Source organism: Curtobacterium phoenicis (genome assembly GCF_047238015.1).
Lineage (GTDB): Bacteria > Actinomycetota > Actinomycetes > Actinomycetales > Microbacteriaceae > Curtobacterium.
Genome location: NZ_JBDFLZ010000002.1, coordinates 242050 through 262273, shown reverse-complemented (window position 1 = coordinate 262273; position 20224 = coordinate 242050). Strand labels below are relative to the sequence as shown.

The 20224-nt window shown below is 73.2% G+C and carries 21 protein-coding genes; 5 read left to right on the top strand and 16 right to left on the bottom strand.

The window, feature by feature from the left end:
• Positions 1-86: 86 nt before the first annotated feature.
• The gene (locus ABC270_RS01345) at positions 87-752 is read left to right on the top strand and encodes an SDR family NAD(P)-dependent oxidoreductase (protein WP_412879136.1); all 666 of its coding nucleotides are present in this window, start codon (positions 87-89) and stop codon (positions 750-752) included.
• Positions 753-775: 23 nt separating this feature from the next.
• On the opposite strand, the gene ABC270_RS01340 is transcribed toward ABC270_RS01345, so the two are convergent.
• Complete coding sequence (locus ABC270_RS01340; RefSeq protein WP_412879135.1) at positions 776-1012, bottom strand: hypothetical protein; 237 nt, start codon at positions 1010-1012, stop codon at positions 776-778.
• Positions 1009-1596: an ArsR/SmtB family transcription factor gene (locus tag ABC270_RS01335; protein WP_412879134.1), complete on the bottom strand. Its 588-nt coding sequence runs from the start codon at positions 1594-1596 to the stop codon at positions 1009-1011. The genes ABC270_RS01340 and ABC270_RS01335 overlap by 4 nt, the downstream gene beginning before the upstream one ends.
• Positions 1597-1727: 131 nt before the next feature.
• Between ABC270_RS01335 and ABC270_RS01330 the strand changes: the two genes are divergently transcribed.
• Entirely contained in the window at positions 1728-2828 is a 1101-nt protein-coding gene (locus tag ABC270_RS01330) for a hypothetical protein (protein ID WP_412879133.1), read from the top strand.
• 27 nt (positions 2829-2855) lie between these two features.
• Here the strand turns inward: ABC270_RS01330 and ABC270_RS01325 are convergent, their stop codons facing one another.
• The 4 genes from ABC270_RS01325 to ABC270_RS01310 form a co-directional block, all read right to left on the bottom strand.
• Positions 2856-3626 carry an SGNH/GDSL hydrolase family protein gene (locus tag ABC270_RS01325; RefSeq protein WP_412879132.1) on the bottom strand — a complete coding sequence of 257 codons (771 nt, stop codon included), beginning with the start codon at positions 3624-3626 and terminating at the stop codon, positions 2856-2858.
• 99 nt (positions 3627-3725) lie between these two features.
• A complete protein-coding gene (locus ABC270_RS01320) occupies positions 3726-6512 on the bottom strand; it encodes an FtsX-like permease family protein (protein WP_412879131.1) in 2787 nt (928 codons plus the stop codon).
• Positions 6509-7240, bottom strand: coding sequence for an ABC transporter ATP-binding protein (locus ABC270_RS01315; protein ID WP_412879130.1), 732 nt, complete (start codon positions 7238-7240; stop codon positions 6509-6511). The genes ABC270_RS01320 and ABC270_RS01315 overlap by 4 nt, the downstream gene beginning before the upstream one ends.
• Positions 7237-7809, bottom strand: a complete 573-nt coding sequence (locus ABC270_RS01310) for a PadR family transcriptional regulator (RefSeq protein ID WP_412879129.1) — start codon at positions 7807-7809, stop codon at positions 7237-7239. The genes ABC270_RS01315 and ABC270_RS01310 overlap by 4 nt, the downstream gene beginning before the upstream one ends.
• Positions 7810-7966: 157 nt before the next feature.
• Here ABC270_RS01310 and ABC270_RS01305 point away from each other — a divergent pair, with 157 nt between their 5' ends.
• Positions 7967-8890, top strand: coding sequence for an endonuclease/exonuclease/phosphatase family protein (locus ABC270_RS01305; protein ID WP_412879128.1), 924 nt, complete (start codon positions 7967-7969; stop codon positions 8888-8890).
• Between the two features lie 108 nt (positions 8891-8998).
• Here ABC270_RS01305 and ABC270_RS01300 read toward each other — a convergent pair whose 3' ends face one another.
• From ABC270_RS01300 to ABC270_RS01285, 4 genes are all read right to left on the bottom strand, one after another.
• A complete protein-coding gene (locus tag ABC270_RS01300) occupies positions 8999-9877 on the bottom strand; it encodes an aldo/keto reductase (protein WP_058726988.1) in 879 nt (292 codons plus the stop codon).
• Positions 9878-9936: 59 nt separating this feature from the next.
• On the bottom strand, positions 9937-10524 hold the full coding sequence (locus tag ABC270_RS01295; protein ID WP_412879127.1) for a YdeI/OmpD-associated family protein: 588 nt from the start codon (positions 10522-10524) through the stop codon (positions 9937-9939).
• A 110-nt stretch (positions 10525-10634) separates the two neighbouring features.
• Positions 10635-12221: an FAD-binding oxidoreductase gene (locus tag ABC270_RS01290; protein WP_412879126.1), complete on the bottom strand. Its 1587-nt coding sequence runs from the start codon at positions 12219-12221 to the stop codon at positions 10635-10637.
• Positions 12222-12264: 43 nt separating this feature from the next.
• Positions 12265-12807: an acyl-CoA thioesterase gene (locus tag ABC270_RS01285; RefSeq protein WP_412879125.1), complete on the bottom strand. Its 543-nt coding sequence runs from the start codon at positions 12805-12807 to the stop codon at positions 12265-12267.
• A 128-nt stretch (positions 12808-12935) separates the two neighbouring features.
• On the opposite strand from ABC270_RS01285, the gene ABC270_RS01280 reads away from it, so the two are divergent.
• Entirely contained in the window at positions 12936-13922 is a 987-nt protein-coding gene (locus tag ABC270_RS01280) for an aldo/keto reductase (RefSeq protein WP_412879124.1), read from the top strand.
• Between the two features lie 129 nt (positions 13923-14051).
• On the opposite strand, the gene ABC270_RS01275 is transcribed toward ABC270_RS01280, so the two are convergent.
• The 5 genes from ABC270_RS01275 to ABC270_RS01255 all read right to left on the bottom strand — a co-directional run bounded on the left by ABC270_RS01275 (position 14052) and on the right by ABC270_RS01255 (position 19085).
• A complete protein-coding gene (locus ABC270_RS01275) occupies positions 14052-14534 on the bottom strand; it encodes an FBP domain-containing protein (protein ID WP_412879123.1) in 483 nt (160 codons plus the stop codon).
• A 218-nt stretch (positions 14535-14752) separates the two neighbouring features.
• Positions 14753-15433 (bottom strand): class I SAM-dependent methyltransferase, encoded by a 681-nt coding sequence (locus ABC270_RS01270; RefSeq protein ID WP_412879122.1) that lies wholly within the window; start codon positions 15431-15433, stop codon positions 14753-14755.
• Positions 15434-15574: 141 nt separating this feature from the next.
• Complete coding sequence (locus ABC270_RS01265; protein ID WP_412879121.1) at positions 15575-16453, bottom strand: helix-turn-helix transcriptional regulator; 879 nt, start codon at positions 16451-16453, stop codon at positions 15575-15577.
• A 135-nt stretch (positions 16454-16588) separates the two neighbouring features.
• A complete protein-coding gene (locus tag ABC270_RS01260; RefSeq protein WP_412879120.1) occupies positions 16589-17866 on the bottom strand; it encodes a hemolysin family protein in 1278 nt (425 codons plus the stop codon).
• 142 nt (positions 17867-18008) lie between these two features.
• Positions 18009-19085, bottom strand: a complete 1077-nt coding sequence (locus ABC270_RS01255) for a M23 family metallopeptidase (protein WP_412879119.1) — start codon at positions 19083-19085, stop codon at positions 18009-18011.
• A 140-nt stretch (positions 19086-19225) separates the two neighbouring features.
• On the opposite strand from ABC270_RS01255, the gene ABC270_RS01250 reads away from it, so the two are divergent.
• Positions 19226-19720, top strand: coding sequence for a hypothetical protein (locus tag ABC270_RS01250; RefSeq protein WP_412879118.1), 495 nt, complete (start codon positions 19226-19228; stop codon positions 19718-19720).
• Between the two features lie 47 nt (positions 19721-19767).
• Here ABC270_RS01250 and ABC270_RS01245 read toward each other — a convergent pair whose 3' ends face one another.
• On the bottom strand, positions 19768-20136 hold the full coding sequence (locus tag ABC270_RS01245; protein ID WP_412879117.1) for a hypothetical protein: 369 nt from the start codon (positions 20134-20136) through the stop codon (positions 19768-19770).
• Positions 20137-20224: the final 88 nt, after the last annotated feature.

The window sequence follows — 20224 nt, the reverse complement described above, 5'->3', positions numbered from 1 at the left end:
GCGCTGGTTCAGTGGGTCCCGGCGGGACCGGTCGGTCCCGCCGACGGGCCGCAGCCCGGACACCGTCGTCCCGGAAGGACCACACCATGACCACCATCGCCATCGTCGGCGCCGGCAAGGGCCTCGGCGTCGAGACCGCCGCCCGCTTCGCCCGCGAGGGCTTCTCGGTCGCGCTGATCTCGCGCAACCAGGACCGCCTCGACTCCCTCGCCGCACAGCTCCGCGAGCAGGGCCACACGGCTGCCGGCTTCGCCGCGAACGTCCGCGACGGGGACTCCCTCCGTGCCGCCCTCGAGCGGGCCACCGAGCAGCTCGGACCGATCGAGGTGCTGCAGTACAGCCCGCTGCCCGCGAAGGAGTACATGCGCCCCGTGCTCGAGACGACCGCGGAGGACCTCGTCGGACCGATCGAGTTCTCCGTGTACGGCTCCGTGAACGCCGTCCGCCAGGTGCTCCCCGGCATGCGGGCGCTCGGGAAGGGCACGATCCTCTTCGTCAACGGCGGCAGCGCGGTCCGGCCCGGTGCTCGGGTGACCGGGACGTCGGTGGCGTTCGCCGGCGAGAGCGCCTACGCGCAACTGCTGCACGACGCCGTCGCCGAGGAGAACGTGCACGTCGCGCAGCTCATCATCCCCTTCGGGATCGACGACGGGCAGGAGGACCACTCGGGCGCAGCGGTCGCCGAGCGCCTGTGGACGATGCACGCCGAGCGCGGTGCGTTCCGCACGTACGCGGAGCCGCTGCCCGAGTGACCCCTCCGGGCTGAGCGCACGGGTCAGCGGATCCGCGGGAACTGGGCGGCGAGCGTCTCGTTGCGCAGTTCCCGCGCGGTCCTCGCGCTCCGGGCCTCGTGGACGAGCGCCGGGGACATCAGGTCGGGCGTGCGCCGCGCCGCCCGGGTCTGCCCGGCGCGGGCGACGCGGCGTTCACTCCATCGGAGGAGGAAGACGCCGGTGGCGTGCGCGGCGCGTTCGAGCGGGCCGGCGTGGGTGAGACGGAGTGCGGCAGTCATGATCCCTCGGTTTCGTCGTCGAAGACGGGTACGGCCGCGAAACGGACGAACACTCGACCGGAGCCGGGTTCGTCGGCGTCCGGGTCACGGCGCTGACGGAAGGTGGTGAGGAGCTCGAGCGTCGAGTCGGTGAGCTCCTGGAGTTCTGCGGGCGTCAGGCGCATGACGAGCGTCGACAGGGTCGCGGCGTCGCGCCACTCACCGAGCGAGCGTTCGTCACGGGCGATGAACTCGCGGATGACCTGCTCCGCGTGGTCGTTCGAGCCGGCGGCCACGAGGCGTGCCGCGGCGAGTGCGGCCGGTGACTGCGGTCCCTCGGAGCCGCCGCTGTGCAGCGTCGCCGGGGTCCGACGCCACCAGCGTTCGCGTCCGTTCCCTCGGCCGTCGACCTCCTGGATGAAGCCGTGCTTCTCGAGCTGCCGGAGGTGGTAGCTCGTCGAGCCCGACGACTCCCCGACGCGTTCGGCGAGGGTGGTGGCCGTCGCTGGGCCGTGCGTCGCCAGCTCGTTGAGCAGCTGTGCCCGCAACGGGTGCGAGAGCGCCTTCATCTCAGGGAGGTCGAGGACGCGGTGTTCGGTGGCCATGACACGAAGCTACTCGTGCAAAGACATATTTGCAACAATTTGTTTGCAGCGGTATCTCTGCGGTCAGCGCTGTGATGGACGCTGGCCGAGGCTCCCAGGGAGCGGGTTGCGAGTACCCCTAGCCTGACGCCGTGGAGCTGGGGGCGTTCGACACGGCGGTGGGGGCCGCGCTGCTGTTCGGCATGCCCGCGGCGGTGCTCTTCGTCGCCGCGGCGCTCCGTCGCCTGAGCGTGCCACGGAGGGTGTGGGGCGTCTTCGCGGCCGGCATCGTCGGGGTCCTGGTCCTGCTCGACGGGGCGGGTCGCGTCCGCTACCCCGTTCCCGACGAGACTCCCTTCGATGGCTTCGGTCAGTTCGTCGGGCTCGGCCTGGGGTGCGTCGGCGTCGTCGTGAACGGCGTGGTCTGCGCGGTGCTGGGCGGGTTCCGCAGGCCGGCTCGCCCCTCCCTGCAGGTCTCCGGCCGGGAGGCACGGATCCTGTCCGGCGCGTACCTCGCCCTGGCAGCGACCCTGGTCGTACCCGTGATCTCGTGGTCGTGCGGACTCGGCCTGCCCACCCCGCTCGTGACGGTGCCGCTCCTGGCGGTCGGGGTCGCGCTCTTCGTGCTCGCACTCGCACTGCGCTCGCGACGGCTGGGGCTGCTCCCCGAGGACGACCGGCCGTCCGTGGTCTCGCTCTGGCCCGCCGACGCGGTCGTCGGGGTCCTGCTGACCGCGATGCTTGTGGTCGCGGTCGGGTCGCTCGGCGGTGGCGTGCCCGACCGGTTGCGGACCGTGCCGGACGCGGAGGACCGACCCAGTGCGTCGGCGAAGTCGGACGCGGAATGGCCGGGGCCGGTCCCGACGGAGCGCACGACGCTCGATGCCACCGCGGTGGAGACCGGGACGCGACGGGCGCTCACCGACTCGGTGCGGTGGGCGGGACCGCTCGACGACCTCTCGTCGCCGACCCCCGCGCGGGCATCCGCTCCGCCGGTCTCCCTGACCGAGGAACGCTGCGAGGGCGGCGTCCGCTGGACCGGTTCGCTCGTGCTTCCGTCGGTGTCCCCGCAGGACGTCGCGGACGCGGTGCAGCGCGGGTGGGAACGATCCGGCTACGCCGTCGTGGACCGGGCCATGGGCACCGACTTCCTGATGCCCGTGGAGGACGCGCTCCCGGTGCGCCGCATGGCCCTCAGCGGCGGGCAGGACGGCGTGCACGTCAGCGTGGAGTCGTTCTGCGTCCCTCGCTGAGCCCTGCTCGGTTCGCGGGTGCCCGGGTCAGCGCGCGGCTGCCTCGATCGCGTCCGCCATGTCCTGGGCGACCCGGACGTTCGCCGCGGCGGTGGGGTGGATGCCGTCTGGGGTCGTCCCGGGCTCGTACGCGCCGTCGGCCGTGCGGATCGCCGTGAACGGGTCGACGTAGGACCACCCGTGCTCCTGGGCCTCGGCGCGGAGCTCCCGGCTGAGGACGAGCTGCCCGGCCCGCCGGTCAGCGCCCCAGAGGCTCGTCGTGCGGTCCGACGGCGGCCCGGCGACGATCAGCACGTGGCGCGCGTCGACCTTGCGGACCAGGGCGTCGACGTTCGCGGTGATCCGTCCGACAGGGACGGCCTGGTTGACGTCGTTCGTCCCGAGCTCGACGACGAGGACGTCGGCGTCCGGCACCGGTCCGATCTCGCGGAGGACCTGGTCGGAGCGGTACCCGCTGTGCGCGTACCCGCCCACGGCGTGGAGGTCCGGGTCACCCTCGAGCTGGTGCAGCCACGAGTCCGGCCGCGCCGTGATGGAGTCCCCCGCGTACGCGAACGTGACGGCGTCCGCAGCGTGTGTCGTGTCGAGCGCGCCCCGCACGACCTGGTCCGGCGTCCGCCGGAGCTCGGCGTCCTGCCGGAGGACGGCGTCCTTCCGGATGATCGTCTCCTGCTGGACGGCGACGGCTCCGTCGGCCGCCGCGGTGTGCGCGGTGGCGATGACGACGGCTCCGGTACCGACGAGGGCGGCGGAGGCGATGATGCTCATGAGGACCACGAGGTGGCTGGTGCGGGACACGACTACAGGTATCCCGCGGAACGGCTCGGGACACCAGGCCCCAGACCTGGGGAATCGTCGCGGTGACTGTGGCTTCTCGCACCCGTTCGAGGCAGCGACTCAGTGAGCACGTCGCACCGAAAGGCGTCGACCACGACCTGCGGTCAGCCACGTCCCGGCCGTCACGAGCACGGGGAGCCCGATCGCGAGCAGCGCCAGCACGGGCCAGTCGGCCACGAACGGCATGTGGCTGACCCCGGGTGGCGTCTCCCCGAACCGCAGGGTCAGCGCCCGGATCGGGAGGAGCCCCAGGACGGTCCCGATCACCGCGCCGACCGTGGTGAGGATGGCGGCCTGCCAGGCGGTGGTGCGCCGACGCAGACGTGGTGCGGCACCGATCGCGTCGAGCACCTCGTCGTCACGGCGGCCGTCCGCCCGGGCGAGACCGATCGCGACCGCGGTGGCGCCGATGGTCACGGCCGCCGCGAGGGCGAGCGCCAGTGCCCGGACCGGGGCACTCGCATCGACCGGGCCGGACTCGTAGAAGAAGGTCGGCGCCGAGGCCTGCGCCCGTGCGGAGCCGCCGTAGCTCTGCCATGCCGAGGCGAGCGCGCCCCACTGCTCCGGTGAGACCTCACCGTCGAGCCGGGTCACGAGCAGGCCGTCCACGGCGGGGACCCGGTACCGCTCGGCGGTCGCCTTCGTCATGAAGACGCCGATCTGGATCGGCGGGTCCTGCTCGTCGAGGACCGCCGGGATCGTCGTCGTGGCGTCCGGGTGCTCCGGGTCGGGCGACGTCGCGTCCTTCCAGCTGCGGTCCCGGAAGGTGTCGAGCCGGACAGCGTCGTCGTGGACGTACTCGGGCCAGAGCGACACGGCCTTCCCGTCGGCGAGGGCGTCACGGACCGCTGCGGACGGCCGGTGTCCGGTGAGCACGGCGTAGTCGTCGACCGTCCCGGTCAGGACGTGCGCGCTGCCCCCGGGCTCGAGCCACGAACCGCAGGACGCATCCGTGCAGTCGGCGGGGCGCTCCCAGAGGTGGAGTTGCGTCAGGGTGCTGGGTTCCTCGGACGGCTGCTCGTCGACGAGGCCGAGCACGCGGATGCGGTCGTGGTCGAGCACGCGGGCGCTGACCTCGGCAGCCCGTGCCGTCACCGCGGCGTCGTAGCCCTGCGGGTACGACCGGCTGTCAAGCCGACGGACGTCCGCCGTGGCCACCCCGACCGCGGTGCTGTACTGGTAGTCGCGGACGTACTGGGCGTGCTGCGAGGCGTTCCACGTGATCACCACGGAGGCCACGAACACGACGCTCATCACGCTCGCGAGCACCGGCACGGTCCGGACCGGGTTCCGACGCGCGTCTCGTCCTGCCATCCGCGCCGCGAGCCCGAACCGGCTCGACACGCCCGCGACGAGGGCGAGCACCCACGGCGAACAGATCGCCACCCCGAGCTGCACGAGGCACGGCCCGATCGCCACACCGGCGCCGACGACCCATGCCCAGTCGTCCCGTTGCCCGCTCTGCTCCGGCCGGTCGTTCAGGACGAGGACACCGATGCCGCACGCGACGGTCATGACCGCGCCGAGGACGATGAGGAGCGGTCCCCACACCCGACGACGGCGGGTCGTCGCCCGGCTCGGGGTCTCCGGGCGGAGCGACCCGCGGAGTCCGGCGAGGACGTTCACCCGTGTCGCTGCCCGCGCGGCGGCGAGGGACGACAGGACACCCGCGACGACGCCGGCCACGGCGATGCACAGGAGCATGACCACCGGGACGTGCAACCCGGGGAACGCGTGCACGTTCCCGTTGTCGAGCAACCGGAACGCGAGCGCTCCGATCCCGACCCCGATCGCCGTCCCGAGGACCGCACCGGCAGTGCCGAGCACGAGCCCGGACCCGGCGACGACCGACCGGACCACACCCCGTTCGGCACCGACACTGGTCAGGATCGCGTACGACCGGGCGTCGGCACGGGTGCCGACGAGGAACGCGGCACCCGCGAGCAGGCCGACCTCGAACAGGGCGAACACGCCGACGAGCCCCAACCCGGCGATGTACCACCCGAGGCTCTGCGGACCGGAGACGCCGTCGATCCGTTCGTCCGGTGGATCGAGCACGACCGGACGCGACTGGACGACGATGCCGTGGTCGTTCAGCCGCTTGATCTCCGACCACGTCGGGGCGACCGTCGGCAGGTACACCGTGACCGCACCCGCCTCAGAACGGCCCGTCGAGATCGGGGCCGCGTCCGCGGCGATGCTCCCCCACGGCAGGTAGACCGCCGTCTCGTCCGGGTCCTGCCCGAGGTCGCGCATCGTCCCCGTGATGGTGAACCGCTTCGTCACCGGGTCGGTCACGTCGACCGTGTCACCGATGCGGAGCCCGGTCTTCGCGAGCATCGCCGGCGTCATCATCGCCTGGTCGCGTGCCGTCGGAGCCGTGCCGTCGAGGACGTGCCAGTGCCCGTCGAGCACCGGGTCCCACGTGTCACCGAGGGTCGCCGTGGTGCCGACCGGGCCGTGCGCACCGCGCAGCACGACGTCGGTACTCGTCACCGGGATCGCGAGCGCACCCTTCGGCACGTACTCGGTGACGTCGGCGTAGGGGGTGTCGTCGTCGGCCTTCGCTGCGGGGCTGTTCTCCTCGGTCTGGGTGTTCGTCCAGTGCACGGGGTCCTGCCGCATGCCCCGGGCGTCCGGTTGCTGCGTCGTCATCTGCGCCTGGGCGTGCCCGAGGTCGTACCGGAGCTGCTCGGTGGTGGTCGGCTGCGTCGAGGTGAACAACACCGAGACTCCGGCGAAGCCCATGGTCGGCAGGCCGATCAGTGCGACGATGAGCGCCGCGCGCCCGGTCTTCGCGAACGCCATCCGTCGGCCCAGCCGGAGTGCCGGCCGGAGCCGGATCACGAGTGGGTCCGGTCCGCGAGGGCCATCTCGACGCCCGAGTACACCGTCTCGTCGACCACGCGTCCGTCCCGCAGGAACACGATGCGGTCCGCCCAGGCAGCGTGCCGGGCGTCGTGGGTCACGAGGAGCGCGCCGGCACCTGCGTCGACGTGCCGACGGAGCATGCGGAGCACCACCTCGCCGGTCTGCGAGTCGAGCGCGCCGGTCGGTTCGTCGGCCAGGACCAGGCGGCGCTCGCCGACGACCCCGCGGGCGATCGCCACACGCTGCTGCTGCCCGCCCGACAGGTCGTCCGGGAACGCGTCGGCCCGGTGGCCGAGTTCCACGTTGTCGAGCGCCAGCTGCGCGGCACGTCGCGCACGGCTGGTCTTCCAGCCGTCGAGCTCGAGCGGCAGCGCGACGTTCTCGATGGCGGTCAGGGACGGGATGAGGTTGAAGTCCTGGAACACGAACCCGACGAGCCGTCGACGCAGGGCGGCGAGCTCCTTCGCCGGACGGTCCGCCACCCACTCGCCGTCGATACGGACCTCGCCGCTCGTCGGGGGCAGCAGCGTGCCGGCACAGGCCAGGAGCGTCGACTTCCCCGAACCCGAGGTGCCCATCACGGCGACCATCTCCCCGCGGCGGATGGTCAGGTCGACACCGGCCAGGGCGGTCACGGCCTTGGCGCCGGTGCCGTACTGCACGCTCACGGCGTCCAGCTCGAGGAGTGGAGCCGCGGCGTTCACCGGGCGCTCCGGACGGTCTCGTCGGCGGACGCGGACACGGCCGTGCGGTGATCGGCCGGTCGGTACCGGGAGACGCTCGACTCCACGTGGTCGAGCCAGCGGACCTCGGCCTCGGCCTGGAACACCATCGACTCGAGCACGAGCGACCACGCGAGGTCGGTGGCCGGATCCGCGGTCCGCTTCAACCGTGTCAGGTCCTGGAGGTTCCGGACGGCTGCGCCGCGCTGCACCTGCACGAGTCGCTCGACGTCGACACCGGGCACCGTCACGGCGAGCGCGAACTTGATCGCGAGCTCGTCGCGACCGCGCTTCGCCGGGACCGGCTCGCTGAACCACCGCGTCACGGCGTCGCGGCCGGCCTCGGTGGCCGTGTAGACGACGTGCCCGTCGTCGTCGGCGTCGCCGCGCGCGACGAGCCCGTCGCGCTCGAGCCGGTCGAGGGTCGTGTAGACCTGGCCGATGTTGAGCGGCCAGCTCCCACCGGTGCGCTGCTCGAACTCCCCCCGGAGCTGGTACCCGTACCCGGGTCCGTCCACCAGCAGCGCGAGCACGCCCATCCGTACGCTCATGACACTCCCCCTCGTCCGGCCCGCTGTATGGGCATACCGAGTATGCCCATACCCGGTATGCAAGCGCAACTGTGCGGCGGCGCACCCTCGGCGGACGCAGACCGGACGCGCACCGGACGCCCCGGCCGCTGTCAGACCGGCTGCCTACGCTCGGGCCGTGCCCCTCCGTCCCCGCAGTCGGAACCCCGGTCGCACGGTGGTCGTCACCCTCGTCGGTGCCGCGCTCGTCGCCGGGGTCGTCGTCCTGCTCGCCCCGCGCGTGCTCGACGTGCTCGGGTCGCCGGGGTCCGCCATCGGGTCACTGCTGCCGTGGATGGGCGTCCTGCTCGTCCCGGTCGCCGGGCTCGCACTCGGGACGAGGTCGAAGCGGCTCGCCGTCCTCTCGGTCGCGTACGCCGCCGCCTGGGCGGTCGCGGTGCTCCCCGGCGTGCTCGCTCCCGCAGCGACCGGCGAGCCCCAGTTGACGGTCGTCACGCAGAACGTCGAGGCCACCAACGAGGACCCGGCGGCCACCGCCTCCGCCATCGCGGCCCGGCACCCGGACGTCATCGCGCTCGAAGAGCTCACCGGTGACTCCGGCGACGCCGTGCAGACCGCGCTCGCGGGTGCCTACCCGCACCACTACCGCGTCGGCTCCGTCGGGGTGTGGAGCCGGACGACGCTGAGCGACGGGGAGCCCCTGACGCTCGGCCTCGGATGGGCGCGCTCGCTCCGGGTGACGGTCGCCACCGCGATCGGCGACGTGCGGCTCTACGTCGTGCACGTGGACTCGTTGCGTCTGCGGACGGAGGACGCCCGGCCGACGATGCTGCGCTCGCTCACCACGGAGGTCCGCGACGACCCTGCCGAGCGGCTCGTGGTGGCGGGGGACTTCAACGGCGGCGCGTCGGACCCGCTCATGGCGCCCCTGCGGGCCGAGCTGTCCGAGGGCGGTGGCTTCGGGTTCACCTGGCCGGCGCAGATGCCGGTCGTCCGCCTCGACCACGTCTTCGTCCGCGGGCTCGGCACGGTCTCGACGAGCGTCCTGCCGGCGAACGGCAGCGACCACCGCGCCGTGCTGGCGCGCCTGCGCGCTGTCTGATCCGCTGGCGACGGACGCCGCTCCGGGTGACGGACGGGAGGCGCGTGACCAGCCGCCATGCGCCTCCCGTCCGTCGTGTGGTCGCGTCGGCGACGCGACCCGCCGCGCTCAGTGACCGAGCCCCGAGAGCTCCTCGAACTCCTCGTCCGTGAGCTCGACGACGGCGCCCTGCAGGTTGTCCTCGAGGTGGTCGACGCTGGACGTGCCGGGGATCGGTAGCATCACGGGTGAACGCTTGAGCAGCCATGCGAGGGCGAGCTGCGCCGGCGTCGCGCCCTTGCGCTCGGCGATCGCGGTGAGTGGCGAGTCGTCTCCGGTGAGTCCGCCGGTCGCGAGCGGGAACCACGGGATGAAGCCGATGCCCTGCTCCTCGGACCAGTCGAGGAGCTCCTCGGCGTCGCGCTTCTGCAGGTTGTAGAGGTTCTGCACGGTGACGATCGTGGCGTGCTCCTGCGCCGCCTTCACGTCGTCGACCGAGACCTCGGACAGACCGATGTGGCGGATCTTGCCCTCGTCCTGGAGCTTCTTGAGCTCGCCGACCTGGTCCTCGAGCGGGACCTTCGGGTCGATGCGGTGCAGCTGGAACAGGTCGATGCGCTCGAGGCCGAGGCGGCGCAGGCTCATCTCGCACTCCTGGCGGAGGTACTCCGGACGGCCGACCGGCGGCCACTCGTTCGGTCCGGTGCGGGTCAAGCCGGCCTTCGTCGCGATGACGATGTCGTCGCCGTACGGGTGCAGGGCCTCGCGGAGGAGGTCCTCGGCGACGTACGGGCCGTAGGAGTCGGCGGTGTCGAAGAAGTCGACGCCGAGCTCGACGGCGCGCTTGAGGACGCGGACGGCTTCGTCGTGGTCCTTCGGCGGTCCCCAGACGCCGGGGCCGGTGAGCTGCATCGTGCCGTAGCCGAGGCGGTGGACCTCGAGGTCGCCACCGATGCGGAAGGTGCCGGAGGACGCGGCGGGACGGGTGGTGTCGGTACCAGTGGTCATGCACGCCGTTGTACGCCGCACGCGTGACGCGTCCCTGAGCGCCCGTCCCCCGCGCGAGGTCAGGCGGACGGCTTCCGTGGGTACGGGGTCTCGCCGCGCTGCAGTCCACCGACGAGCTTCGCGATCCGGTTCGCCCGGGCCGTCGCACTCGGGGCCGTCGTCACCCGGTGCAGCACCGCGTACCGGTTCGTGGCGTCGAGCTCGGCGAACAGCGCTGCGGCGTCCGGGGCGGCGTCGAGCGCAGCCTGCAGGTCGTCCGGCACCGTCGCGGTCGCAGCCCCCGCGTAGGCGCGGTCCCACCGACCGTCGCCCTTCGCCCGGTCGATCTCGGCCTGTCCCCGTTCCCGCATCCGGCCGCCCGCCACGAGCGTCGCGACCAAGCCGATGTTCCGCTGCGACCAGAGGGACGCGCGGCGTCGGGGTGTGAAGCGCTGCCGGAAGGTGGCGGTGTCCCGGCCGCGCTTCTGCCCGTCGATCCAGCCGGAGCACAGCGCCTCGTCGAGCGCCTGGTCGTAGGTCAGCGACGTGGGCTCGGTCGTGCCCTTCTTGGCGAGGACGAGCCACACGCCGTCGGGGTCGTCCTCGTGCTCGTCGAGCCAGGCGCGCCACGCCGCGACGTCGGGCAGGACGAGGTCCTCGATGTCCATGCGCCGATGCTAGGCCGCACCGCCGACGCAGTGACGACCGCGACGGACCCGCACCGCGCCTCCAGGCCGGATCGCCGCATCGCCGGACCGCCGGGGCGGGAGCCGACCGCTCAGACCCAGTGCGGCTGCGACAGCAGCCCGTCCGGGTCCACCTGCTCGGCGATCCGGTGCAGCCGCGAGGTGTTCACGCCGAAGTAGGCCGAGGGGTCCGTGATCGCCGCGTCGCAGTAGTTCGCGTACGCAGCACTCCCCCACGCCGGCGTCATCGCCTTCCGGAACGCGCGCACGTAGGCGTCGAACGGCGCCGGGTCCGTCCCGTCCGCGAACACCGACGTGTACTGGACCGTCATGAGCGCCGACCGCCACGGGAACGCCGAGTCCGTCCGCCCGATCCGCGCGACCGCCCCGCCGAGGGCGTCGAGCGAGACACCGCCCTCGAGGTTCCCGGACACGTCACCGGCGGCCTCCGCGTGCTGCACCAGGACGTCGATCTGCGCATCCGTGAGCTTCGTGCCGCCGATGGACGACGTCGCCGCCTCGGACACGCGCTGCGGCTTGCCGGCGAGTGCGGACATCGCGGCGCCGTACGACAGCTGCTCGGCCGTGTGGCGCGTCGGTGTCGCTCCGGTCGCGGCGACGAAGCCGTCGACGGAGGCGTCGGCACCGGTCTTCGAGCCGGTCCACACGCCGGTCACGGTGACCGACAGCGAGGAGTGCCGGGATCCGCCGAGGAGCTTGAGCGTCGACCAGAGCTCGTCGTCGGCGGTGGGAGCCCAGTCCTGCCACGCGCGGACGACGTCGGCCGCTGCCGACGCGGGGAACGCGAGCTCGAAGAGCAGGACGTTCGGAGCCTCGCGGGTCCGGAACGTCATCGAGGTCACGACGCCCACCGTCCCGCCCCCGCCGCCGCGGCAGGCCCAGAACAGGTCCGGCTCCGCCTGTGCGGAGACGTCGTGCACGGCACCGTCGGGCGTGACGAGCCGCACGGCCGTCAGCTGGTCGCAGGTCAGACCGAAGGAGCGGGTGAGCACCCCGACACCGCCGCCGAGCGTCAGTCCGCCGGTGCCGACCGTCGGGCAGGAGCCGGCGCCGATCGCCCGACCCTGGGCGGCGAGCGTCGCGTAGACGTTCGCGAGCTGGGCCCCGGGGCCGATCGTCGCCGTGCCGTCCTCGTGGACCTCGATGCCGTCGAGCGCCTTCGTGCTGATGACGAGCGAGCGCGGGACCTCGGTGCCGGGGGCGCCGCCGGCCGACCACCCCGTGTACGAGTGGCCGCCGGCGCGCAGGGCGACCGGCGTGCGCGTGTTCCGCGCGAAGGCGAGCCCGGCCTGCACGTCCGCCTCGCTCGCGGCGAGCAGGATGCCCTGCGGGTCGGCGTCGTCGTAGCGTGGGTTCTCGAGCACCCGGGCGTCGTCCCAGCCCTGCGAGCCGGAGCGCAGGAGCCGTCCCGACACCGCGGCTGCGAGCGCCTGCCAGGAGTCGGGGCCACCCGGTGTCGGGGTCGTGCTCGGTGTGCGGACCGGCGCCGCGTCCGTCGCGGAGGACGAACCCGACGGCGTCCTGCCCGGCTTCGGCGCCGCGCCGGAGCACGCCGCCAGGAGTCCGGCGAGCCCGATGCCGACGCCGCCACCGATCAGTGCGCGCCGGCTGGTCCGGCGGAACGCGCGGTCGGCAGCTTCGGCGGGCTCGGGGTGCATCGCCCCTGTCTACGCCATCCGCGTGGCATGCACGAGACCCCGGTCAACGCGGGCTGCTGCTGATCCGCACAGCGTCGGCCCACTCCCGGACCCAGCCCGGCACGGTGAGGTCGCGGGGTGCGGGACCGGTGATCGCGAGCAGCTCGGACGGGGTCACGTGCCCGCCGTCCCGGTGCAGGAACCGCGCCTGCACGACCGCCCGCGCGATGACGGCGTCCCGCCGCACGAGGGTCTGCTCCATGTACACCGAGCGCTCGTCCATCCCGAGCACCCGTGTGCGCAGGACGAAGCGCTGCCCGAGCGTCAGCGACCGCTTGTACGTGATCGTCTGCGCCGCGACCACCGCGTACCAACCGCGCTCGGAGGCCGCCTGCCAGAACCCGGAGCGGGTGAGCAGGTCGTACCGGCCGAGGTCGAGCAGCGAGAGGTACTTGCCGTTGTTGACGTGCCGCAGCGGGTCGAGGTCGGTGAGCGTGACCCGGAACGGTGTGCGTGCCTCGTCCCACAGCGACGTCCCGCGGCCTCGACGCGACGAGGTCAGACGGGTGCGCAGGGTCAGGAGCAGCAGCCGGAAGTACAGGTTCACGGACCGATCACACCAGTTGCACCGTGCACCGGGCGACACCGTTGGAGGATCCGCACGAGCGCGTTCCCAGCTGGGCGGGCACCGACAGTGCCTCCCTCCAAACGCGGGTCGGCGAGTAGACCGGACGCATGCAGACACGCAAGCTCGCAGACCTCGAGGTCGGCCCGATCGGCCTCGGCACCATGGGCATGAGCGCCTTCTACTCCGGCGCCGGCTCCGACGACGACGAGTCGATCCGCACGATCCACCGCGCGATCGACCTCGGCGTCACCCTGTTCGACACCGCCGAGGCCTACGGGCCGTACACGAACGAGGAGCTCCTCCGCCGGGCCCTCGCCGACCGCCGGGACGACGTCGTCATCGCGACGAAGTTCGGCCTGATCACGCACCGGGCGGGCGAGGCCACCCCGGCGACCGAGCGCGGGATCAGTTCCGCTCCCGAGTCGGTCCGGGAGGCGCTCGAGGGCTCGCTGCGTCGACTCGGCACGGACCACATCGACCTCTACTACCAGCACCGCGTCGACCCGGCCGTCCCGATCGAGGACGTTATCGGGCAGCTCGCCGGCTTCGTGGGGGAGGGCAAGATCCGCCACATCGGGCTCTCCGAGGCGTCGGCAGCGACGATCCGCAAGGCCCACGCCGTGCACCCGATCACGGCGCTGCAGAGCGAGTACTCGCTGTGGACGCGCGACCCGGAGGGCGAGGTGCTCGACACCCTCCGGGAGCTCGGCATCGGCCTCGTGCCCTACTCCCCGCTCGGCCGGGGCTTCCTCACGGGCGCGATCACGAGCCCGTCCGACCTGGACGACGACGACTTCCGTCGCGCGAACCCCCGCTTCGCGGAGGAGGCCTTCGCGCAGAACATGCGGATCGTCGACTCCGTCAAGGAGATCGCCGACGAGGTCGGCGGCACCCCGGCCCAGGTCGCGCTGGCCTGGCTCCTCGCGCAGGGCGACGACGTCGTGCCGATCCCGGGGACGAAGCGGGTCAGCCGACTCGAGGAGAACGTCGGTGCGACCGAGATCACGCTCTCGGCGGACCAGCTCACGCGGCTCTCGTCGCTGCCCGTCCCGACGGGCGACCGGTACCCGGACATGTCCTCGATCGGTCGCTGACGCGCGTCGCCCACGCGATGGTCGCGTCGCCGACGCGACGCGGGGGTCGCCGACGCGACCACCTGACGGCCTGGAGGCCCGTGGCACGCTCGCCACGGGCCTCCAGGCCGTCTCCTGGTCCCGCTGGGATCAGACCTCCGCGGCGAACGCGGCCGCGCGGAGCTGCAGGTCCTCGATGCGCTGGAGCCGGGCGGCCTCGACGTCGTACCCCTCGTAGGCGGGCGGCGGCAGCTTCCGGACGTTCCGCGAGCACTGGAAGTCCTGGCAGACGAGCGTGCCGACGGTGTTGCCGTTGCGGCCGGCCTTCCCGGACCGCTTGGCGCTGTAGAACACGACGTCGTTCGGCAGCTTGACGTCCTGGCACCACGAGCACTGCGCGCGGTTGCGGGGCGACGCCTCGGCCTGCCGGAAGAGGATCCCGACGAGCTCGCCCTCGAGCGTGGGGACGACGGCGTAGGCGCGGCGGCCGATCTTCGGGTCCCGCCAGCCGAGGTAGTCGTGGGCGTCCCAGTCGATGGTCTCGAAGCCCTCAGGGAGGGTGATGTCGGCCGTCTCCTTGCGGGAGGCGTTGACGAAGGACGTGCGGATGGTCTTCTCGCTGATGGGCAGCATGGTGTGTCGCTCTCGACGGGGGCCCGGGGCACGCGGACGCGTGCCGCACCGGGCAGGGGTGGTCAGGGGTCGGTGACGGCGGCCGCACCGCACGGTGCGACCGGGGGCGTCACGCCCTGATGCCGGCGCTCTGCGCGCCGACCACCTCCTGGAAGCTCACCCGACCAGCCTACGACGGGGTGTCAAGCCGGGCGTGTCGGGACCGGTGCGCGACGGCGTCACGCCGGTCGCGGCATCCCTCGCAGCAGCACGAGGGACCCGTCGTACGAGGGCCGCACCCGGAGCGAGCCGTGGCGGCGGTCCCACTCACCGGACTCGAGCGCGTCGCGGAGGGCCGTGACCGATCGCCGCGCCGTGAGCTCGTCCACCGCAGACCACGCCGGGTCCGCAAGCCGAGCGCCCGGGTCGAGGAGCCGTTCGGGCCGGGCGTAGTACGCCTCCGAGAAGCCGTCGACGCACGTGAAGGGGATCGGCAGGCGGGTCGTCTCGACCGCGCCGCCGAGTGCTGTCGCGATCCGGTCGAGGGCCGGGTACCGCCGGGCCTCGGCCGCCGTCACTTCCGGGGCGTACTCGGTCAGCCAGGAGTCCTGCACGCGGTCCGGGTCGTGGGTCACGACGACGACCGGCCCCCTCGTGACCCGTCGCACCTCCGCGAACACGCGCTCGGGGTCCGAGCACCCCACGACGTCGACCGTGATCACGGCCGCGTCGAAGGCACCGGCGACGAACGGCACGTCGCCCGCCGTGACCTCGACCGGTGTCGTCTCGCGGTCGGTCGGGGTGTACGACACGGCGCCGGGCGCGACGTCGAGCACCGTCCGGGCGTCCCCGAGCGCCTTCGTGACCGCCCGGGCGAAGGACGGCTCCGGCCGACGCCAGCGACTCTGGTCAGGGCTCACGGCCCCAGCCTACGGACCGCCGCAGCTCCGCTCGCCCGGCCCGTCCCGCTGACCCACGAAACGCGTGCGCTCCGACGAAGCACCCGTCGAACGACGCGCGGAACGTCGGAACGCGCGCGTTTCGTCACCGCCGCGCGCCGGCTACACCGCGGCGGACCGCTCCGAGCGCTCCGTCGCCGCCCAGGTCCCGAGCAGCGCGAGGTTGCGCTCCGACTCGCTCCCGGGCTCGGCCCCGTACGTGAACATCGTCAGCCCGGGGTCCGCGACGAGGTCGAGCGCCTCGTACGTCAGCTCGAGCCGGCCGACGACCGGGTGCTCGATGCGCTTCCGCCCCGTGCGGTGCGACCGGACGTCGTGCGCCGCCCACCAGGCGCGGAACTCCTCGCTGCGGGTCGAGAGCTCCCCGACGAGCGTCACGAGCCCGGGCTCGCACGGGTTCGCGACCGCCGCGGCACGGAGGATCGCCACGGCGTCCCGCGCGGTCTGCGCCCAGTCGGGGAAGAACTCGCGCGCGGCGGGGTCGAGGAACGTGAACCGCGCGGTGTTCACCGGACGGCCCGGCCCCGCGAACATCGGCGAGTACAGCGCCCGTCCGAGCTCGTTCGTCGCGACGACGTCGCCGCGCTCGTTCCGCACCCACGCCGGTGCGCCGGTGATCGCGTCGAGGAGCTGCTGCACCCCGGGACGCACCCGCGTCGGGACGTTCCGGTGCATGGTCTTCACGCCGGCGTTCGCGAGCCGCGCGAGGTCCCAGAGGTGCGTGCGCTCGTCGTCGTCGAGCCGGAGGGCCGCGGCGAGACCGTCGAGCACGCTGTCGGAGACGCCCTTGAGGGTCCCCCGCTCGAGCCGCGTGTAGTAGTCGACGCTCACGCCCGCGAGCATCGCCACCTCGTGCCGGCGGAGGCCCGGGACCCGTCGGACTCCCCCACCGAAGGTCGGCATGCCCACCTGGTCCGGGGTGAGCCGCGCCCGTCGTGAGGACAGGAAGTCCTGGATCTCCTTGCGCACGTCGATACCCATGTCGGTCAGGGTACGTGGCGGGATCGGCACCGGGACAGGTACCGGGAGTGCCTGCCTCGGTACCGGGTCCACACGGGTCGGACGGGAGGCGCGTGGCGGTGCCGCCGCGCGCCTCCCGTCCGGTGGCGGTCCCCGCTACAGCGCGCGCTCGCGCGCGGCCAGGCGCACCCGCGCCACGCGGTGTCCGTCCATCTCGGTGACCTCGATGGTCCAGTCGTCGAGCTCGACGACGTCACCGACCACGGGGATGCGGTCGAGGTGGACCTGCACGAGTCCGCCGACGGTCTCGTAGTCGCCGTCGGGCAGGACCGGGCCGCCGTCGGCCGCGAGGTCCTCGAGCACGAGCGACCCGTCGACGCCCTCGGGGGCGCCGGACGAGGAGTCCGCCTCGGCGGTGTCCCACTCGTCCTTGATGCGGCCGACGAGGTCCTCGAGCAGGGCCTCGAGCGTCACCATGCCCGCGCTGCCGCCGTACTCGTCCACGACGAGTGCGATCTGGTGGCCGTCCGTGCGCATCTGGGCGATCGCGCTCGACAGCGACTTCGTCTCCGGCATCGCCAGCACCGGCCGGACGAGCGTCGCGAGCGGCGCTTCCGGGTCGGCGGGGCGGAGGAGGTCTCGGAGGTGCACGAAGCCCGTGACGTGGTCGCGCGAGCCAGACGTCACCAGGTACCGGGAGTGCCCGGCGTCGAGCGCGAGGTCCGTCGCCCGGCGGACGGAGAGGTCGGCGTCCATCGTGGAGACGTCGTACCAGGGACGCATGGACTCGCGGAGGGTGCGGTCGCCGGCATCGAGGGCGCTCTTGGCGATCTGCCGGCCCTGCGCGTCGATGGCGTCGTGCTCGGCGACGAGGTCACGGAGCTCCTCCGTGCTCATCGACTCGCTGCGGGCGTTCGGGTCGCCGCCGAGCAGCCGCACGATCGCGTTCGTCGTGCTGGACAGCACCCAGATGACCGGGCGCATGAGGGTCGCGAACCGGTCGAGCGGCGGGGCCACGATCATCGAGAAGCCCTCGGCGCGCTGGAGGGCCAGGCGCTTCGGGACGAGCTCGCCGAACACGAGCGACAGGTACGCGATGACGAGGGTGAGCAGCACGAGGGCGACGGCTTCGGCGGCACCGCGGTCGAGGCCGACGCCCTGCAGCAGCGGTGCGATGTCGGGTGCGATCGTCGAGGCGCCGTACGCCGCCGAGAAGAACCCGGCCACGGTGACGCCGATCTGCACCGCGGAGAGGAAGCGGTTCGGGTCACGGCTGAGCTGGGCGACCCGGGCGCCGCGCGGTCCCTTGCGCTCGAGCTGCTGCAGCTGCGATTCGCGGAGGGAGACGAGGGCGATCTCGGCGGCGGCGAACACACCGCCGACGAGCACGAAGAGGATGACGAGCCCGAAGGCGATCCAGGTGTCCGCGCCCATCAGCGGGCGGTCCGCTCGGGTCGGGGTGGAACCGGTCGCGATCGGGCGCTGGGCCTGTGACAGTCGTCCATGCCTGTGAGCCTGCACAGGCGTTCTGGGAGTGCGCCCCGCGGTGACTGCGGGGGCGCTGTGATTCGTCTGCCTAGGCCGTGATCGGGCGCCCGGTGCGGGCCTCGAGCCACGCGGCGGGGTCGATCGGGGTGACCCCGTCGAGGAGCACCTCGAGGTGCAGGTGCGCTCCGGTCGAGACGCCCGAGTTGCCCACCTGGCCGATGAACTCGCCGGCCTCGACGGTGTCGCCGACCCTGAGCGGGGTCGATCCCGGGATCATGTGGCCGTAGAGCGTGGCGACCTTGCGGCCGTCGATCACGTGGTCGATGACCACAGCGGTGCCGTAGTTGAAGTACGGGCCGGCGACACGGACCGTGCCCTTCGCGATCGCGCCGATCGGGGTCCCGAGCCCCGGGGTGAAGTCGAGGCCCTCGTGCAGCGACGAGCACGCGCCGCACGGAGCCGAGCGGTAGCCGAAGCCGGAGCTCATCTGCACCGGGCCCGGGAACGGCGACCGGACCTCGCCCCCGAAGGAGACCGAGCCGCTCGCGGTGGCCTGCTCCGTCGTCGTCGAGCCGCCGCCGACCGTGAAGCCGTCGCGTGCGGGGTCGGCGAGGGCGGCGAGCTGCGTGACCGAGTAGTCCTGTCCGGTGACGCTCGGGGCGAGGGTCGCCGTGGCGATCGCGGTGCTGGACGCGGCGTGGGCCGGCGTCGCCGAGGCGGCGAAGAGCACGAAGGCGGCGAGGGCGCTGGTGAGGGTGACGCGGCTCGCGCGGTTCGCCGAGCGGAGCGGGTTGACCCGGGCGCGCAGCGGGCGTCGCGGCTGGGCTGTTGCAGACGACCTGACCGTGCGGGCGGCGCGAGTCGGGCCTGTGACGTCGCGGTCGACCCGGCGGATACGGGCCGCGCTGTGTGCGGTGCTGGCGTGCTCCGTGGTGGCCCGTGCGACGGCGACCCCGCGCCCGCTCGCCGCCCCGCGAGCCGTGTCGGTCGGACGGTCGGTGGTGGCCGCTCGACCGGGTGCGGCCGTGCGGTCGGTGACGACCGGGCGACCGGTCCGGCGCGGTTGCTTGCGGGCCGCGGCGCGCTCGGCCTCGAGGGCTGCACGGCGCGACAGGTGCACGACCGGGGTGTCCGGGTGCTGGTCTGGATGGGGTGCAGTCGTCATGGCCGCCCACCATTCTGCACGACTCTGTCCGTTTGTACAGACCCCAGTGTGATCATTCCGTTACACGACGCACACCGACGCCACGGGCTCCCGTGTCGATCGGTACTGTCCGAGGAGAGCGACCGGAAGGACCGAAGCCCATGGCCCGAACGCCGCGTGAACGTCACGAACCGATCGACCTGCGCTCCGCCGAGGTCGTCCTCGCCGGCACCCAGGAACTCCTGCCCGTGCTGCGCGCCGCCGCGGTCCGGGCCGGGGTCGACGCCATGCGGATGCGGGTCGTCGGCGTCGACGACCTCCCGGACCCGGGCGAGACCGGGGACGCCGAACTCGCCGTGATCGCGATCCGCCGCCCCGGCGACGATCCCGCGTTCCACCGGGCCCACGAGGCCGCGGAACTCATCGACCCCTTGCTCGCGCCGAACGCGGTACGGATCGTCGTGACGGTGTCGGGCATGACCCGCCTCGCCCCGAAGGTCGAGCGCACGCTGACGTCCGAGGTGCTCCACCAGATCGGCGCGGCCGCAGCCCCCACCGGTCGGGACCGCCCGTTCCGGAACCTCCGGATGCGCCTCGGGCTCGCGGCGCTGAAGACCTCGGGCGTGCGGGTGTTCCGGATCACCATCGGTCGCTAGCGGACCGCCCCTCCCGGTCTCCGCGCCCCGCGCGACACCGGTCGGCGTCAGTCCCCGTGCGGGTCCGCGGTCTGCGCGGCCGAGGCGTCCACCCGGTGCTGGACGGGGACGGAGTGCGCCACGGCCGCCACGCTCCCGACCGCGAGCACGAGCGCGAGTGCGCCGGCGGTGCACGCGGTCCCGATCCGGCGCAGTCTCGACCCAGCTCCGCGCTGCCGCGGTGCGAACCGGGCGATCCCCTGCGCCGGTTCCGGTCCGACGAGCCACGGACCCGATCCGTCCACGCCGTACGAGAAGGGACCCGAGCCGTCGGGGGCGTACCGGTACGGCCCGCTGCCGTCCACCGCGTAGGCGGAGCGGAGGTCCTCGGCCGCCCACCCGAAGTCCTCCGGGGTCCGTCGTCGTGTCGTCGTCACGGTCTGCTCCTCCCACCGCGGCGTGGAGCCGCGGGAGACCAGTCCACGCGTGGTGTCCATGCGTCGGCCATGTGCCTCCCGGGCGGCT

Coding starts and splice junctions, on each gene's coding strand:
- ABC270_RS01345 (WP_412879136.1), top strand. CDS start 87: ATGACCACCATCGCCATCGTCGGCGCCGGCAAGGGCCTCGGCGTCGAG.
- ABC270_RS01340 (WP_412879135.1), bottom strand. CDS start 1,012: ATGACTGCCGCACTCCGTCTCACCCACGCCGGCCCGCTCGAACGCGCC.
- ABC270_RS01335 (WP_412879134.1), bottom strand. CDS start 1,596: ATGGCCACCGAACACCGCGTCCTCGACCTCCCTGAGATGAAGGCGCTC.
- ABC270_RS01310 (WP_412879129.1), bottom strand. CDS start 7,809: ATGAGCGTACGGATGGGCGTGCTCGCGCTGCTGGTGGACGGACCCGGG.
- ABC270_RS01300 (WP_058726988.1), bottom strand. CDS start 9,877: ATGACCACTGGTACCGACACCACCCGTCCCGCCGCGTCCTCCGGCACC.
- ABC270_RS01295 (WP_412879127.1), bottom strand. CDS start 10,524: ATGGACATCGAGGACCTCGTCCTGCCCGACGTCGCGGCGTGGCGCGCC.
- ABC270_RS01290 (WP_412879126.1), bottom strand. CDS start 12,221: ATGCACCCCGAGCCCGCCGAAGCTGCCGACCGCGCGTTCCGCCGGACC.
- ABC270_RS01280 (WP_412879124.1), top strand. CDS start 12,936: ATGCAGACACGCAAGCTCGCAGACCTCGAGGTCGGCCCGATCGGCCTC.
- ABC270_RS01275 (WP_412879123.1), bottom strand. CDS start 14,534: ATGCTGCCCATCAGCGAGAAGACCATCCGCACGTCCTTCGTCAACGCC.
- ABC270_RS01265 (WP_412879121.1), bottom strand. CDS start 16,453: ATGGGTATCGACGTGCGCAAGGAGATCCAGGACTTCCTGTCCTCACGA.
- ABC270_RS01260 (WP_412879120.1), bottom strand. CDS start 17,866: ATGGGCGCGGACACCTGGATCGCCTTCGGGCTCGTCATCCTCTTCGTG.
- ABC270_RS01255 (WP_412879119.1), bottom strand. CDS start 19,085: ATGACGACTGCACCCCATCCAGACCAGCACCCGGACACCCCGGTCGTG.
- ABC270_RS01250 (WP_412879118.1), top strand. CDS start 19,226: ATGGCCCGAACGCCGCGTGAACGTCACGAACCGATCGACCTGCGCTCC.